Here is a 14,370-nt window from a genome sequence, read left to right as displayed (position 1 = left end):
CCAGCGCGGCCCTCATCCCCGTACGACCGCCTCCGGGGCCGTACGACCGACTACTCCTGCTTCTTCCGCCGGGTGCCGAACACGATCTCGTCCCAGCTCGGGACGGCGGCGCGGCGGCCGGGGCGGACGCCGTCCGCTTCGGCCTGGCGGTCCGTGGCGCCGATGAGGCGGTCACGGTGGCTGCCGACGGAGCGGGGCATGAGCACGTCCGCGTAGGCGGAACCGGCACCGGCCGAAGCAGCGGGCGCGGGAGGTTCCTCCGCGGCAGGTTCGGCGGGCGGCTCCTCCGGCTCGGGCTCCGCCGGGCGCTCCGGCACCACCAGGTCGCCGCGGAAGCTCGGCACGGCCTCCAGCAGGCTGGTCAGCGAGTCCCGCTCCTCCGTGACCTCCTCGGCCGGCTCGGAGGCCTGCGCGGGCAGGCTCGGCCGGTCGAGGGCGCGGTCCATGGAGCGCTCGCGCGGCAGCCGGGCGATCCGCGGTACGAAGGGGAAGCTGGGCTCCGGCGCGGCGAGATCGTCGGACTCGCCGATGAGCGAGCGCGCCTCTTCGTCGACGGCCTGGACGAGCCGCCGGGGCGGGTCGTACGTCCAGCTCGCCGAGTGCGGTTCGCTCGCCACCCGGTAGACCAGCAGCACCTCCCAGGTGCCGTCGTCCCGGCGCCACGAGTCCCACTGGACGGTGTCCTTGTCGGCGCCGCGCAGCAGCAGCCGCTCCTGGACGGCCTCGCCGAGCTGCGGCCCGGCGGCGTTCTCGCCGGGCCGGCGGACGGGAGTCTTGCGGGCCCGCTCGGCCATGAAGGCGCGCTCGGCGAGCACGGGGCCCTCGAAGCGCCGTACGCGGTCGACGGGAATGCCGGCGAGTTGGGCGACCTCTTCCGCGGTCGCACCGGCGCGTATACGCGCCTGGATGTCGCGGGGGCGGAGATGGCTCTCCACCTCGATCTCGATCTGGCCGAGGCGCGGACGATCGCCGCGCACGGCGGCGCGCAGGCGTTCGTCGATCGGAAGGGTGTACTCCGTTGCGTCGGCAGCCTTCAGCACCAGCCGTGTGCCGTCGTTAGAGACGGCCACGACACGCAGTTCGGGCATGGGGACCTCCCGGGTGGTGCCTGCCGACGTCACGTGCGTCGCTGCTTCCGCTAGTCGAGTGTGGCCTGCCCGGGTGCAGCCTGCCACAACCTTGCCGAGTTGCCCGGCGTGTCGGGCCGGGGCCCTGGATCGCCGTTATGGCACGGTTACCTATTCGCAACGCTAAGTGACCAACTCCGTCACCCTGTGCAACTGGCCCCCTCCCGGCGGTCCTTGAAGGCCACGGATGCCCAGGCGGGAGACCGGACCCAGGGCTCGCCACAGTACTCCATTTGGGCCACGTGCGTGGATTGGCACGCCGCCGAACTTCCGGCAAGAGGCGTGACTCGGCCGAGGGTTGGGCGGTTTTTCGACCTTGAACGTGGCGTACTTCACGTAAATGTCCGAAACGGAGCCAATGATTTCGACCGTGCGTCCCCCTGCCGCGCAGTTGGCCGATCGCGGGGGCCGAGCCGGCCGGGCGTTACGCCCCCAACACCCGGCGCAGATAGTCGTTCTGGAACAGCCGGTCGGGGTCGAGCCGGTCCCGCAGCGCGGTGAACTCGCCGAAGCGCGGGTAGACCTCGGCGAAGTACTCGGCGTCCCGCGTGTGCACCTTGCCCCAGTGCGGGCGCCCCTCGTGCGCCGTGAAGATGCGCTCGGCGGCGGTGAAGTACCGCTGGTACGCGGTGCCTTTGGCCATGTGGACGGCGATGTACGCGCTGTCGCGGCCCGAAGCGGTCGACAGCGTGATGTCGTCGGCCGGGGCGGTGCGCACCTCGACCGGGAAACTGACCCGCAGCCCGGAGCCCTCGATCATGGCCTTGAGTTCGCGCAGCGTCTCGACGAGGGCCTCGCGCGGGACGGCGTACTCCATCTCCACGAAGCGCACCCGGCGCGGTGATGTGAAGACCTTGTAGGGGATGTCGGTGTAGGTCCGCGCGGACAGTGCTGTGCTGGAGATCCGGGCTATGCCGGGGATCGCGGCGGGCACGGCGCGGCCGGCCCACTGGACGGCCTGGAAGACGCCGTTGGAGAGGAACTCGTCCTCGAACCAGCCCGCGAGCCGGCCCACCGGCTGCTCCGGACCCGCGCTGCGGTTGTTGCGCTTGGTGTTGGTGCTGCCGGTGTGCGGGAACCAGTAGAACTCGAAGTGCTCGTTCTCGGCCCACAGTTCGTCGAACTCCGCCAGGACCCGCCCGAGGGGCATCGGCTCCTCGCGCGCGGTGAGCAGGAAGACCGGCTCCACGGCGAAGGTGATCGCGGTGACCACGCCGAGCGCGCCGAGGCCGATCCGGGCGGCGGCGAAGACCTCCGGGTTCTCCTTCTCGGAGCAGGTGAGCACCGAGCCGTCGGCGGTGACCAGCTCAAGCCCCTTGATCTGGGCGGCGATCGAGGCCGAGTCGCGCCCCGTGCCATGGGTACCGGTGCCGGTGGCACCGGAGACCGTCTGCTCCATGATGTCGCCCATGTTGGTGAGCGACAGGCCCTCGCGCGCGAGAGCCACGTTGAGCCGCTTCAGCGGGGTACCGGCCTCGACCGTGACCGTCATGGCCTCCCGGTCGACGGAGCGGATGCCGGTCAGCAGGTGCGGGCGGATCATCACGCCGTCGGTGGCGGCTATCGACGTGAAGGAGTGCCCGCTGCCGACCGGCTTCACCTTCAGGCCGTCCTCGGCGGCCCGGCGTATCGCCCCGGCCAGCTCCTCCACGGAGGCCGGAGTGACCTCGCGCGCGGGGCGGGCGGCGACAGTGCCGCCCCAGTTACGCCACGTGCCGTTCTTGCCGCTCGCTGTGCTGCTCAACGGTGCCTCCCCGACGCGGAGCCGGCTTGCTGAGCCGGCGGTACCCCAGGAAACCGACCGCGACCGCGACGGCCCCGGACACCGCCGGCACCCCGTACCCGGCCCCCGCACCGGCCGAGTCGATCACCCAGCCGGCCATGGCGGAGCCGAGCGCGACCCCGACCGCGAGCCCGGTGCTCACCCAGGTCATGCCCTCGGTCAGTTGCGCGCGTGGTACGTGCTCTTCGATCATGGACATGGTGGTGATCATCGTGGGAGCGACGGCCATGCCCGCAACGAACAGCGCCACGGCCAGAAACGGCAAGTTTCCGACCAGTAGGAGGGGGATCATACTCACGGCCATCGCGCATATGCCCAGCAGCCAACGACGTTCCGGCGCCCCCTTGAAGCGCAACAGCCCGAAGACCAGGCCCGCCGCGCAGGAACCCGCGGCGTACAGCGCGAGGACCACGCTCGCGGCGCCCTTGTGCCCCCGCTCGTCGGCGAAGGCCACGGTGACCACGTCGACGGCCCCGAAGATCGCGCCGGTCGCCACGAACGTGGCCACCAGCACCTGGAGTCCGGGGGCGCGCAGGGCCGAACTGCCGCCCTGCTTCTCGCGCGGATGCGGGGCGGGCTCGGTGGCGTGCTGCGTGGTCAGCCAGAAGACACCGACCGCCAGGAAGCAGCCGGCGAGCAACGGCCCGGCCTCCGGGAACCACGCCGTGGACAGCCCGATGGAGATGATCGGCCCGAAGATGAAGCACACCTCGTCGATCACGGACTCGAAGGAGTACGCGGTGTGCAGTTGGGGCGTGCCCCGGTACAGCGCGGCCCAGCGCGCGCGGATCATCGCCCCCACGCTCGGCACGCAGCCGATGCCGGCGCAGGCCACGAACAGCACCCAGTCCGGCCACCCGTAGTGCGCGGCGAACAGCAGCAGGGCCCCCGCGACGAGCGAGATCAGCGTCGCCGGACGCAGCACCCGCCGCTGTCCGTGCTGATCGACCAGCCGCGACACCTGCGGTCCCGCCACCGCAGCGGCGAGCGCGATGGTGGCCGACAGGGCGCCGGCGAGGCCGTACCTGCCGGTCAGCTGCGAAATCATGGTCACCACGCCGATGCCCATCATCGACAGCGGCATCCGGCCGAGGAGACCCGCGGCGGAGAAGGCCTTGCTGCCGGGGGCGGCGAACAGGGCGCGGTAGGGGCTGGGCACGGGGGTCTCCGGTCGGGCGGGAGCAGCGTGCCCACAAAAGGGCGTGGAGCGCTGCCGTAAGGCGTGTGGATGGCCGAGACAGCTTACGAGTTAGGTGACCCTAACGCACCTGTCCGGACGTACCGGGAACCCGGGGTGGTCACCCCGCCGTTTCCCGGCTGTCAGTACCGGATGACAGGATCGACCCATGCCAGACGCGCGCGATGCCAGCCCCTACGACGCCCTGCTGCTGCTCTCCTTCGGCGGCCCCGAGGGCCCGGACGACGTGATCCCCTTCCTGGAGAACGTCACCCGCGGGCGGGGCATCCCGAAGGAACGCCTCAAGGAAGTCGGCGAGCACTACTTCCGCTTCGGCGGCGTCAGCCCCATCAACGACCAGAACCGCGCCCTGCTGGACGCCCTGCGCAAGGACTTCGCCGAGCACGGACTGGACCTGCCGATCCACTGGGGCAACCGCAACTGGGCGCCGTACCTGACGGACACGCTGCGCGAGATGGTCGCCGAGGGCCACCGCCGCATCCTCGTCCTGACCACCAGCGCCTACGCCTCCTACTCGGGCTGCCGGCAGTACCGCGAGAACCTCGCCGACTCGCTCGCGGCCCTGGAGGCCGAGGGCCTGGCGCTGCCGAGGATCGACAAGCTCCGGCACTACTTCAACCACCCGGGCTTCCTGGAGCCGATGATCGAGGGCGTGGTCCAGTCCCTCGCCGACCTCCCGGAGGACGTCCGCGCGGGCGCCCACATCGCCTTCTCGACCCACTCGATCCCCACCGCGGCCGCCGACACCTCCGGCCCGGTCGAGGACCACGGCGAGGGCGGCGCGTACGTCGAGCAGCACCTGGACGTCGCCGAGCTGATCGCGGACGCGGTCCGCGAGCGCACCGGCGTCGACCACCCCTGGCAGCTCGTCTACCAGTCCCGCTCCGGCGCCCCGCACATCCCCTGGTTGGAGCCCGACATCTGCGACCACCTGGAGGAGCTGCACGCGGCAGGCGCCCCCGCGGTGGTCATCGCCCCCATCGGCTTCGTCTCCGACCACATGGAGGTCCTCTACGACCTCGACACGGAGGCCAAGGCCAAGGCCGAGGAGCTGGGCCTGCCGATGCGCCGCTCGGCCACCGTGGGCGACGACCCGCGCTTCGCCGCCGCGATCCGCGACCTCGTCCTGGAGCGCGCCGCCGTGGAGCGCGCGCAGGAGGTCACGCCGTGCGCCCTGGGCGCGCTCGGCGCGAGCCACAACCTCTGCCCGGTCGGCTGCTGCCCGTCCCGCGCCCCCAGGCCCGCCGCCGCGGGCGCCGACAGCCCCTACGCATGAGGAGCCCCGTGACCGACGCCCTGCACACGGACCTGCTCGCCCTGGCCCAGGAGGCCGCCCGCCGCGCCGGTGAACTCCTGCGCGACGGCCGCCCGGCCGACCTGGCCGTCGCGGCGACCAAGTCGAGCCCCATCGACGTGGTGACCGAGATGGACATCGCGGCGGAGAAGCTGATCACGCAGTTGATCTCCGAGCGGCGTCCCGACGACGGTTTCCTCGGCGAGGAGGGCGCAGCCACCGCGGGCACGAGCGGCATCCGCTGGGTCATCGACCCCCTCGACGGCACGGTCAACTACCTCTACGGCCTGCCGACCTGGTCCGTCTCCATCGCCGCCGAACAGGACGGCGAGGCGGTGGTCGGAGTGGTCGCGGCCCCGATGCGCGGCGAGACCTACCACGCGGTCCGCGGCACCGGCGCCTGGGCCACCGGCCCCTGGGAGGGCGAGCGCGAACTGCGCTGCCGCCCCGCCGCCCCCCTGGACCAGGCCCTAGTGTCCACGGGCTTCAACTACGTCACCGAGGTCCGCACCCACCAGGCCGACGTGGCCCAGCGACTGATCCCGCTGCTGCGGGACATCCGCCGCGGCGGATCGGCCGCGATCGACCTGTGCGACCTCGCGGCCGGCCGCCTGGACGGCTACTACGAGCGCGGCCTGAACGCCTGGGACCTCGCCGCGGGGGACCTGATCGCCCGTGAGGCGGGCGCGCTGACCGGCGGGCGGCCGGGAGAGCGGCCGTCGCGTGATCTCGCGGTCGCCGCGACGCCAGGGGTCTTCGAGCCGCTCCAGCGGCTGCTGGAGGACTTCGGCGCCTGGCACGACTGACGGGACGGGAGCCCGCCTCACCAGGGCCCCAGCCACGACAACAGCGGGCCCCCGGCGCTGGATTCGCCGGGGGCCCGCTGTTGTGCTCACAAGCCGGTCAGACGCCGGACATGCCGACTTCCACACCATGCTCGGCGGCGAGGCGGCGCAGGTCGTCGAGCTCGCCCTGCTCCACCTCGACGAGGAACTCGTCGCCCTCGTCGCGCGCCCGCGTCAGGTCGGACTCGGTCGTCTTTATGCGCTGCAGAAGTCCTGCGGTGAATGCGTCCATGCTGCGCCCCCTCGTCCTGGGTCGTGGGTCGGTGGCACGGGGGTGTGCCGATCGGAAGGGACGATCACGTCTCCGGTAGGTGCCCGGCGCTGCCCTGCCGGGCGGCCTCGGTGCCGGACACCCCACCCGCTCTGCGGAAAGCGGATTGCGCTGTACCGCATGGTGCTGCGGTACATGCAGAGCGTGATCGCGGGGTGTACATGCCGTCCTCCCCCCGCTCTCTTCCACGGAAACCTCAACCGCTCGAGAAAATCTCGCATTCCCGGGCTTCACACCCTTCCTGGAAGGGCCGCTCACCCGTCTTACCGCCGACTTATGGCCGAAAAGGGCAGGATGGAGGCCTACACACCCGACGAAGAACCCTGCCCGCGCGCCGCCCATGCGCTACGCGGGTGGACACAGGAAGGACAAGCGACGTGCGCGTACTCGTCGTCGAGGACGAGCAACTGCTCGCCGATGCGGTGGCCACCGGACTGCGCCGGGAGGCCATGGCCGTCGACGTCGTGTACGACGGCGCGGCCGCCCTGGAGCGCATCGGCGTCAACGACTACGACGTGGTCGTCCTCGACCGCGACCTCCCGCTGGTGCACGGCGACGACGTCTGCCGCAAGATCGTCGAACTCGGCATGCCCACCCGCGTGCTGATGCTCACGGCCTCCGGCGACGTCAGCGACCGGGTCGAGGGACTGGAGATCGGAGCCGACGACTACCTCCCCAAGCCCTTCGCCTTCAGCGAGCTCACCGCCCGGGTGCGGGCCCTCGGCCGCCGTACCAGCGTGCCGCTGCCGCCCGTCCTGGAGCGCGCCGGCATCAAGCTGGACCCCAACCGCCGCGAGGTCTTCCGCGACGGCAAGGAGGTACAGCTCGCGCCCAAGGAGTTCGCCGTCCTGGAGGTGCTGATGCGCAGCGAGGGCGCGGTCGTCTCGGCCGAGCAGCTCCTGGAGAAGGCCTGGGACGAGAACACCGACCCGTTCACGAACGTCGTGCGCGTGACCGTCATGACCCTGCGCCGCAAGCTGGGCGAGCCGCCGGTCATCGTCACCGTGCCCGGTTCCGGTTACCGGATCTGATCCGCCATGGCCACCACCCCCGCGCCGCCCCAGGCGCCCCCGAAGCCCACCTGGGACCCCCGCAGGTCGGAGCCGCAGTTCCCGTGGCTGCGCCCGACCATCCGGATAAGGCTCACGCTGCTGTACGGCGGCATGTTCCTGATCGCGGGCATCCTGCTGCTGTCGATCATCTATCTGCTGGCCGCGCAGGCGATCAACACGGGCAACGAGCCCCTGTTCAAGATCGTGGACGGCAGGGAGCTCCAGGTCACCAGCGACAACTGCCCGGCGATCAAGGCCGGCCTCACGATCTCCCAGTTCAACGACGCGATCAGCGCCTGTATCGACAGCCAGCGCCGGGTGGCTCTGGACGACCTCCTCAGCCGCTCCCTGCTGGCCCTGCTGGGCCTCGCGATCATCGCCTTCGCCTTCGGCTACGCGATGGCCGGCCGGGTGCTGTCGCCGCTCGGCCGGATCACCCGCACCGCCCGCGCGGTGGCGGGCTCGGACCTGTCCCGCCGTATCGAGCTGGACGGCCCGGACGACGAGCTGAAGGAGCTGGCCGACACCTTCGACGAGATGCTGGAGCGGCTCCAGCGGGCCTTCACCGCCCAGCAGCGCTTCGTCGGCAACGCCTCGCACGAGCTGCGGACACCGCTGGCGATCAACCGCACGCTGCTCGAGGTGCACCTGTCCGACCCGAACGCCCCGGTGGAGCTCCAGCAGCTCGGCAAGACGCTGCTGGCCACCAACGAGCGCAGTGAGCAGCTGGTGGAGGGCCTGCTGCTGCTCGCCCGCAGCGACAACCAGATCGTCGAGCGAAAGCCGGTCGACCTCGCCGAGGTCGCCGGGCAGGCCGTCGACCAGGTACACGCCGAGGCGGAGGCGAAGGGCGTGGTGATCCGCGGCGAGCAGAAGCCCGCCGTGGTCCAGGGCAACGGCGTCCTGCTGGAGCGCATCGCCCTGAACCTGGTGCAGAACGCCGTCCGGTACAACGTCCCGGACAGCGGCTGGGTCGAGGTCACCACCGACGTCCAGCACGGGCAGGCGGTCCTGGTCGTCTCGAACACCGGGCCGGTGGTGCCCGCGTACGAGATCGACAACCTCTTCGAGCCCTTCAGACGCCTGCGTACGGAGCGCACGGGCAGCGACAAGGGTGTCGGCCTGGGGCTGTCCATCGTGCGGTCCGTGGTGCGCGCGCACGGCGGGCACATCGCGGCACAGCCCCGTGAGGGCGGCGGGCTCGTGATGCGAGTAACCCTTCCCGTCTGAGACCATGTGCGCCGACAACTGCCACAGTTCGGAGGATGTTCGCTTTGCGCGGAATTTTCTGGGCACCGACCGAGCGATCACGTGTGTGATCGATCACAAGGGCGAATTTCCGGCCATCTACTCTCCGTGATCATGTGACCTGCCGGAAAGCCGGGAAAATCCGGGTTTTCGGGGGTCTTGATCACGGGAAGTACACGGTGAGACGCCTTTGAACTGCGGCATTAGGACCGTGTACGGTCCCGTTCGCCATCCAAGCCGATCACTCTTGAGGAGTCCGGTTGGGTGTCGATTGAGTAACAGACCTTGATGTGAGGCAAAATCTCCGCCTCGGGTCGGGCACAAGTCCGGCCTCTCACGCGTTACGTGCGCTGGAGACACCGCAGACACCCAGAGGGGGAGAGCGACATGGCAACGGATTACGACACCCCACGCAAGACCGACGACGACGTCGACTCGGACAGCCTTGAAGAGCTGAAGGCCAGGCGGAACGACAAGTCGACCTCCGCAGTGGACGTCGACGAGTTCGAGGCCGCAGAGGGCCTGGAACTGCCCGGCGCGGACCTCTCCAATGAGGAGCTGGCCGTCCGGGTGCTGCCGAAGCAGCAGGACGAGTTCACATGCATGAGCTGCTTCCTGGTGCATCACCGCAGCCAGCTGGCCCGCGAGAAGAACGGTCAGCCGATCTGCCGCGACTGCGACTGAGGGCGGGTCGGGCATGACTGGCTCGACCCCTCCTCGGAAGCGCCGCTTTCGCAAGCGGGAAGCGGACCAAGGGCCGTCCGACGGCTCGTTCGGCGCGCGTGACGACGAGCGGGGCTCATCCACCGAGGGGGCCTCGCTCGAACCGATGTCCGGGGCTGACCTCCCGGCGCCGGTCGGGGCTCCCGCACCCGTCACGAGGCGCAGGGCCGCGGTGATCCGGGAGCGGGCCAGGGACGGCGTCCGCAAGGGCGGCAGCGCCGCCAGGGCCGGCCTCGGGTACCTCGCGGACCGGATCATCGAGAACGCGCCGAGGATCCCCGTACGGGACCTCGCGACGCTTCGCAGGCAGTTCCCGGGCCTCGGGCCCGAGCAAATCGCGGACAAGCTGATCGCGGGCGCGGCGAACGCGAGTTCCACGGTCGGTGCCGGAGTCGGCGCGGCGGCGATGCTGCCGGTGCCGCCCGCGATGCCGACCGAACTGGCCGCCGAGATCACCGGTGTGGCGGCGATCGAGATGAAGCTGATCGCCGAACTGCACGAGGTGTACGGCCTGCGCCCGCCCGGCAATCTGCGCGAGCGCAGTGCCGCGTATCTGGCCGCGTGGACCGAGGAACGCGGCATCGACCCGATGAAGCCGGCGACGATCAACGCCGCGCTCGGCGGGCAGATGAAGCGGGAGCTGCGTCAACAGATCATGAAGCGGATGGTGCGGAACCTGCCGAACCTGATGCCCTTCATGGTGGGCGCCGCCGTGGGCGCGGTCATGAACCGCCGGGACACCAAGAAGCTCGCGGCACGGGTCCGCACGGACCTGCGCAGAATGCAGGTGCCGTGGGAGGAGCTGCCCGAACTGCCACCGCTGGAGCGCCCCGCGGAGCCGTTGCAGATGCGGGACATCACACGGGACCTCGGGCGCAAGGAGCTGGGCGGCGACTGAGACCGGCCGGGCCGGTGACGGCCCGATCTGGTGTGCTAGGCCGCGGCCTTGGCCGCCCTGATCGCCTCCGCCAGGCGCTCCGGCTCACGGGTCGACAGGTACAGGTACGGCGTCGGGTCCTCGGGATCCGTGATCTCCACGCGCAGCGCCCCGGGGATGTAGGCACGCAGCAGCAGGAAGGCCCGGGTGTCGGCCTTGTGGGTGCGCCAGGCGCGGGCTTCCTCCGGGTCCAGCACATGTGCCTCGCCCAGCGCCCGCAGCGGGACCCTGGCCTCGCCCGCGATCAGCGAATCACCCACCACTCGGATCCGGACCGAGCCGTACGCACTGGCCATGACGGCCGCCGCCGCGGTGCCGCCGACCAGGCCGGCGAGCATGAGCAGGGTGCCGAAGGGCAGCAGGATCAGGGCCAGGGAGAGCCCGACCAGGAACGAGATCAGCCACCACGAGCGCGGGGCTGTGAGGCGTTCTTCGTAGGGGGCGGCGGAGAGCTGCATGGAGCCAAGCTTGGCACGGTGTCCGATTGTTGCCGACGCGCGGGTAAGGTCTGCGGCTGTGAGAGGTACTTCCGCAGCTCTTCAGCCCCCGGCCGACGCCGTGCAACCCGTGCGGCACCCGGACGCGCCCGCGCCCGGTGAGCTTCTGGGCGCGCACTACGGCGAGTGTTTCGGCTGTGGCGGCGAGCAGCCGCACGGGCTTCATTTGGAGGCGCGGGCCGGTGACGGCGTGAGCATCACCGCCGAGTTCACCGTGCAGCCCGCCCATCAGGGAGCGCCGGGGCTCGCCCACGGCGGTGTGCTCGCGACCGCCCTCGACGAGACCCTCGGCTCGCTCAACTGGCTGCTGCGGACCATCGCCGTCACGGGGCGGCTGGAGACCGACTTCGTGCGGCCGGTTCCGGTGGGCACGGTGCTGTATCTGGAGGCCGAGGTGACGGCCGTGGCGGGCCGCAAGATCTTCTCCACCGCCACCGGACGGATCGGGGGTCCGGAGGGGCCCGTCGCCGTCCGCGCCGACGCCCTGTTCATCGAGGTGAAGGTCGACCACTTCATCGACAACGGCCGTCCGGAGGAGATCCGGGCCGCCATGGACGACCCGGACCAGGTCCGCCGTGCCCGAGCCTTCGAGGTGAACCCGTGAGCCGTGCCCCCGTGGACGTGGCCATCCGGCGCGTCGACCCGGACGTACCGCTTCCGACGTACGCGCACCCCGGTGACGCGGGCGCCGATCTGCGCACCACCGAGGGCCGGGAACTGAAGCCCGGGGAGCGGGCTGTGCTGCCCACCGGGGTGTCGATCGCCCTCCCGGAGGGGTACGCGGCGTTCGTGCACCCGCGTTCCGGTCTCGCCGCCCGCCTCGGTGTCGCCCTGGTGAATGCCCCAGGGACGGTTGATGCCGGGTACCGTGGGGAGATCAAGGTGATCGTGGTGAATCTCGACCCGCATGAGGCAGTGCGGTTCGAGCGCTTCGACCGGATCGCCCAACTGGTTGTCCAGCAGGTCGAGAGGGTCCGCTTCCAGGAGGTCGCGGAGCTTCCCGATTCGGCACGGGCCGAGGGGGGCTTCGGGTCCACCGGCGGCCATGCCGCGGTGGGCACCGCAAGCGGCACAGGCGATACAAGCGATGGGGCCGCCGATGGCGGCGCAACGGGTGGGAATCGATACGCTTCGGTCGTATCCGACCGGGAAGGACAGTGACGTGTTCGGACGTCGCAACAAGAAGGGTGCCGCCGAGGACGCGGCGGGCGAGCCCGAGCAGGTCGTCGACATCGACTCTGAGGCGGACGACGACGGCACGCGCGAGCGCGTACGGCTCGAACCGGAACCGCGTCCCGACGGACCGTGGGACAGCTCCGAGGTCCGGGAGCCCGGCGAGGGCCGGGTGGACCTGGGCGGCATGTTCGTGCCGGGCGTCGACGGCATGGAACTGCGCGTGGAGGTCGCGGGCGACGCCATCGTCGCGGCGACCGTGGTGCTGCGCGACAGCGCCGTCCAGCTCCAGGCCTTCGCCGCCCCCAAGCGCGAGGGCATCTGGAGCGAGGTGCGCGAGGAGATCGGCTCCGGGATCACCCAGCAGGGTGGCATCGTGGACGAGGTCGAGGGACCGCTCGGCTGGGAGCTGCGGGCCCAGGTGCCGGTGCAACTGCCGGACGGCACCAGCGGTTTCCAGGTGGTGCGGTTCGTCGGTGTGGACGGACCCCGCTGGTTCCTGCGTGGTGTGATCTCGGGCCAGGGCGCGGTGCAGCCGCAGGCGGCCGGTCTGCTGGAGCAGATCTTCCGGGACACGGTCGTGGTCCGCGGCGAGGGCCCGATGGCGCCCCGTGACCCGATCGTCCTGAAGCTGCCGGAGGACGCCCAGATGGTTCCCGAGGGCGTTCAGCAGGAGGAGGCCGGCTCGCGCTTCTCCGGCGGCATGGGCCAGCTCCAGCGCGGACCGGAGATCACCGAGGTTCGCTGAGCACCGTAGAAACAGCAGGGCCGCATCCCACCGGGGTGCGGCCCTTTCTCGTGCGTGAACTCTTGACGGCGCATTGGTCTGTACCTACCGTCTCCGGCCAACGCGCCTGTTCATAAAGGCGCTTCACGTTCATATACGAGAACGGAAGGCCCCCCACGCATGCGCAGAACCGCACTCTTCGCGACCGCGGCCGCCCTCGTCGCCGGTGTGCTCGCCTGGCCCGCCGGCGCCGGTGCCGCCCCGAGCACCTTCGCCCACCCCGGAGTCACCGTCTCCAAGTCCCAGCTGGACTTCACCCGTTCCAAGGTCAACGCCGGCGCCCAGCCCTGGAAGGGCGCCTTCGACCAGATGATGGGGAGCAAGTACGCCGACCTGAACCGCACGCCCAAGCCCCGCGCCGTCGTCGAGTGCGGCTCCTACTCGAACCCCAACTACGGCTGCACCGACGAGCGCGAGGACGCGATAGCCGCGTACACCCAGGCCCTCGCCTGGTACATCACGCGCGACGAGCGCCACGCGCGCAAGGCCATCGAGCTGATGGACGCCTGGTCGGCCACCATCCGCGACCACACCAACAGCAACGCGCCGCTCCAGACGGGCTGGGCCGGCTCCTCCTGGCCCAGGGCTGCCGAGATCATCAAGTACACGTACACCGGGAGCTGGGCGAACTCCGGCCGGTTCGCCACCATGCTCCGGGACGTCTATCTGCCCGAGATCATCAACGGCTCGAACTCCAACGGGAACTGGGAGCTGTCGATGATGGAGGCCGCCGTCGGCATCTCCGTCTTCCTGGAGGACAAGGCGTCGTACGACAAGGCCATGGGGAAGTTCCGCACCCGCACGGCCGCCTACGTCTACCTCTCCTCCGATGGCGAGCTGCCGAAGACCGTGCCGAGCCAGAACCTCGACACCCGCCAGAAGATCGTCAACTACTGGCAGGGGCAGGGCACCTTCGTCACCGGTCTCACCCAGGAGACCTGCCGCGACTTCACCCACACCGGGTACGGCGTCTCGGCGATCTCGCATGTCGCCGAGACCAGCCGCATCCAGGGCCAGGACCTGTACGGCACCGACGTCGGCGAGCGGCTGCGGCAGGCGCTCGGGTTCCAGTCGAAGTACCAGCTCGGCACGGCCGCCCCGAGCTGGCTGTGCGGCGGCTCGCTCAAGCTGGGCCTCGGTCCCGTCACCGAGGTCGGCTACAACGCCCTGCACAACCGCCTCGGCATCGCGATGACCAACACCCAGACGCTCACCGAGCGTGGCCGGCCGGCCGGTTCCAACAACCTCTTCGTCGCCTGGGAGACCCTCACCCACGGCGACAACCCCAGCTGAGGCGCAGGTCACGCGGCGGGGGCGTCAGAATTGCGTCAAAGACGCCCCCGCCGCGGCACCCGGCCCCATTTGTCGCGATTGCTGGCCGTAAGGTCGACGCTGCACAGGCCGCTGCGCGAGCGGCGGCGGCCGGAAGACAATG

Annotated in this window: 15 protein-coding genes; 10 read left to right on the top strand and 5 right to left on the bottom strand. The window is 70.7% G+C overall.

Annotation, left to right across the window (positions count from 1 at the left end):
• Window positions 1-50: 50 nt before the first annotated feature.
• The 3 genes from sepH to ACIQWG_RS33400 form a co-directional block, all read right to left on the bottom strand.
• Complete coding sequence (gene sepH / locus ACIQWG_RS33410; protein ID WP_404102468.1) at window positions 51-1,088, bottom strand: septation protein SepH; 1,038 nt, start codon at window positions 1,086-1,088, stop codon at window positions 51-53.
• A gap of 463 nt (window positions 1,089-1,551) precedes the next feature.
• Window positions 1,552-2,871, bottom strand: a complete 1,320-nt coding sequence (locus ACIQWG_RS33405; RefSeq protein WP_404102466.1) for a D-arabinono-1,4-lactone oxidase — start codon at window positions 2,869-2,871, stop codon at window positions 1,552-1,554.
• Complete coding sequence (locus ACIQWG_RS33400; protein WP_404102464.1) at window positions 2,831-4,069, bottom strand: MFS transporter; 1,239 nt, start codon at window positions 4,067-4,069, stop codon at window positions 2,831-2,833. Before ACIQWG_RS33400 ends, ACIQWG_RS33405 begins: the two co-directional genes overlap by 41 nt.
• A 187-nt stretch (window positions 4,070-4,256) precedes the next feature.
• Between ACIQWG_RS33400 and ACIQWG_RS33395 the strand changes: the two genes are divergently transcribed.
• Both ACIQWG_RS33395 and ACIQWG_RS33390 read left to right on the top strand, forming a co-directional pair.
• Window positions 4,257-5,384, top strand: coding sequence for a ferrochelatase (locus ACIQWG_RS33395; protein WP_404102463.1), 1,128 nt, complete (start codon window positions 4,257-4,259; stop codon window positions 5,382-5,384).
• 8 nt (window positions 5,385-5,392) lie between these two features.
• Entirely contained in the window at window positions 5,393-6,208 is an 816-nt protein-coding gene (locus tag ACIQWG_RS33390; protein ID WP_404102462.1) for an inositol monophosphatase family protein, read from the top strand.
• Between the two features lie 97 nt (window positions 6,209-6,305).
• Here the strand turns inward: ACIQWG_RS33390 and ACIQWG_RS33385 are convergent, their stop codons facing one another.
• On the bottom strand, window positions 6,306-6,479 hold the full coding sequence (locus ACIQWG_RS33385; RefSeq protein WP_404102460.1) for a hypothetical protein: 174 nt from the start codon (window positions 6,477-6,479) through the stop codon (window positions 6,306-6,308).
• Window positions 6,480-6,895: 416 nt separating this feature from the next.
• Between ACIQWG_RS33385 and ACIQWG_RS33380 the strand changes: the two genes are divergently transcribed.
• The 4 genes from ACIQWG_RS33380 to ACIQWG_RS33365 all read left to right on the top strand — a co-directional run bounded on the left by ACIQWG_RS33380 (window position 6,896) and on the right by ACIQWG_RS33365 (window position 10,439).
• Complete coding sequence (locus ACIQWG_RS33380; RefSeq protein WP_007385219.1) at window positions 6,896-7,549, top strand: response regulator transcription factor; 654 nt, start codon at window positions 6,896-6,898, stop codon at window positions 7,547-7,549.
• 6 nt (window positions 7,550-7,555) lie between these two features.
• Window positions 7,556-8,800 carry a sensor histidine kinase gene (locus ACIQWG_RS33375; RefSeq protein WP_404102458.1) on the top strand — a complete coding sequence of 415 codons (1,245 nt, stop codon included), beginning with the start codon at window positions 7,556-7,558 and terminating at the stop codon, window positions 8,798-8,800.
• Between the two features lie 405 nt (window positions 8,801-9,205).
• On the top strand, window positions 9,206-9,502 hold the full coding sequence (locus tag ACIQWG_RS33370) for a DUF4193 domain-containing protein (RefSeq protein ID WP_005481602.1): 297 nt from the start codon (window positions 9,206-9,208) through the stop codon (window positions 9,500-9,502).
• Window positions 9,503-9,515: 13 nt separating this feature from the next.
• Window positions 9,516-10,439: a hypothetical protein gene (locus ACIQWG_RS33365; protein ID WP_404102456.1), complete on the top strand. Its 924-nt coding sequence runs from the start codon at window positions 9,516-9,518 to the stop codon at window positions 10,437-10,439.
• A gap of 35 nt (window positions 10,440-10,474) precedes the next feature.
• On the opposite strand, the gene ACIQWG_RS33360 is transcribed toward ACIQWG_RS33365, so the two are convergent.
• Window positions 10,475-10,936, bottom strand: coding sequence for a DUF3093 domain-containing protein (locus tag ACIQWG_RS33360; protein ID WP_404102454.1), 462 nt, complete (start codon window positions 10,934-10,936; stop codon window positions 10,475-10,477).
• Between the two features lie 58 nt (window positions 10,937-10,994).
• Here ACIQWG_RS33360 and ACIQWG_RS33355 point away from each other — a divergent pair, with 58 nt between their 5' ends.
• The 4 genes from ACIQWG_RS33355 (at window position 10,995) to ACIQWG_RS33340 (ending at window position 14,228) form a co-directional block, all read left to right on the top strand.
• Entirely contained in the window at window positions 10,995-11,579 is a 585-nt protein-coding gene (locus ACIQWG_RS33355) for a PaaI family thioesterase (protein WP_404102452.1), read from the top strand.
• Entirely contained in the window at window positions 11,576-12,136 is a 561-nt protein-coding gene (gene dut / locus ACIQWG_RS33350) for a dUTP diphosphatase (protein ID WP_404102451.1), read from the top strand. The genes ACIQWG_RS33355 and dut overlap by 4 nt, the downstream gene beginning before the upstream one ends.
• Window position 12,137: 1 nt before the next feature.
• On the top strand, window positions 12,138-12,896 hold the full coding sequence (locus ACIQWG_RS33345) for a DUF3710 domain-containing protein (RefSeq protein ID WP_404102449.1): 759 nt from the start codon (window positions 12,138-12,140) through the stop codon (window positions 12,894-12,896).
• Between the two features lie 159 nt (window positions 12,897-13,055).
• Window positions 13,056-14,228, top strand: a complete 1,173-nt coding sequence (locus ACIQWG_RS33340; protein ID WP_404102447.1) for an alginate lyase family protein — start codon at window positions 13,056-13,058, stop codon at window positions 14,226-14,228.
• Window positions 14,229-14,370 lie beyond the last annotated feature (142 nt).

The sequence above is a fragment of the Streptomyces sp. NPDC098781 genome (genome assembly GCF_044759995.1).
Lineage (GTDB): Bacteria > Actinomycetota > Actinomycetes > Streptomycetales > Streptomycetaceae > Streptomyces.
This window is presented reverse-complemented; position numbering and strand designations above follow the sequence as displayed.